Source organism: Paraburkholderia fynbosensis, assembly GCF_902859935.1.
Lineage (GTDB): Bacteria > Pseudomonadota > Gammaproteobacteria > Burkholderiales > Burkholderiaceae > Paraburkholderia > Paraburkholderia fynbosensis.
The window spans coordinates 1-1,360 of the sequence record NZ_CADIKI010000070.1 but is presented as its reverse complement, the minus strand read 5'-3'; the positions used below and the strand labels follow the sequence as shown (position 1 = coordinate 1,360).

The window sequence follows — 1,360 nt, the reverse complement described above, 5'->3', positions numbered from 1 at the left end:
CTGATCGTCGTCTGCCCATCGTGCACCGCCGTGATCCTGATCTCGGCTGCGCCGCCAAACTTCAATGCATTGTCGACGAGGTTGCCCACGATGCGGCGCAATGCCTGCGGCCGAGTCGTCACCGACATGCCGAAGCGGCCTTCCAGAGACACGTCCTGACCAGCGTCGACGTAATCGCAGACGAGGCTGTCGAACAGCGCATCCGGATCGATGCGGCACGGCAGCTCGGTCGTGCCGTGCATCGTCCTCGCGTACGTCACGCCTTCTTTGACCAGCGTCTCCATCTCCTGCAAATCCTGCCTGAGCTTCGCGCCCTGTGCGTCGTCGTCCATCACGTCGACACGCAAGCGCATGCGCGTGATCGGCGTTTGCAGATCGTGCGAGATCGCCGCGAGAATCTGCATGCGCTCGGTCATGTACGTCGCGATCCGGTCCTGCATCGCGTTGAATGCACGCGCGGCGCGTGCCACTTCCGAGGGTCCGTTTTCCGGCAGGCGGTCCGCTTTCAGATCGGGGCCGAGCGTGTCGGCCGCCAGCGCCAGTTGATGCAGCGGGCGCGTCGCGAGCCGCACGGCGAGCCAGCAGCACGCGGCGAGCACCACCAGTTGCAATAGCAGCACCAGCGGCAGCCAGCGCGACAATGGCGCGCCCGACATCGGACGCATATCGATCGTCAGCGGCGTGCCGTCGCTCAACTTCAGATGCACCTGCAGGCGTTCGCGGTCGCCGGGGACCGCGTTCACCGTCAGCGGGTAGCGACTGCCGATGCCCTCATTGATCGAGCGCGCGACGCGCTCCGAGAGACTCGCATCGACAGGCACGCCTGAAATGCCGGGCCCGAGAACGAACTCGTAGCTGCGCCGCGCGAGACGCGGCAGCCACTGGGCCCGCTCATCAGGCGGCAAATGGTCGAGCAATGCGACCGAACTGGCGACCTCCCGTTCGATGTAGCCCATCATCACGTTAGTCATCGTCTGGTCGCGTTCGGTCATCGTGAGCCAGAACGACAGCGTCTGCGCGAGCGCCAGTCCGACGAACAGGATCACGGCGAGTCGCGCGAACAGCGTGCGGGGCCAATGTGTCGGCCAACGCGCCCACGAGTACCGGCTCATTGCGTGTCCTCGATCTCGCTCACGGCGGCGGAAAACACATAGCCTTCGCTGCGCAGCGTCTTGATGTAACGCGGCTCGCGCGCGACATCCCTCAGGCGTTGACGCAGCCGGCTCACCATCAGATCGATCGAACGGTCGAACTGATCGGCCTGGCGGCCCTGAGTCAGATTGAGCAGTTGATCGCGCGTCAGCACCCGCTGCGGATGATCGAGGAACACGCGCAGCAAGCGATATTCGGCGCCGCTCAA

Annotated in this window: 2 protein-coding genes; both read right to left on the bottom strand. The window is 64.9% G+C overall.

The window, feature by feature from the left end:
• The coding region (locus HV770_RS38025; RefSeq protein WP_175166529.1) for a HAMP domain-containing protein at nucleotides 1–1,112 on the bottom strand (1,112 nt) is incomplete at its 3' end.
• Nucleotides 1,109–1,360: winged helix-turn-helix domain-containing protein (locus HV770_RS38020; protein ID WP_175166528.1), on the bottom strand; the 252-nt coding region annotated here is incomplete at its 5' end. The genes HV770_RS38025 and HV770_RS38020, both read right to left, overlap by 4 nt.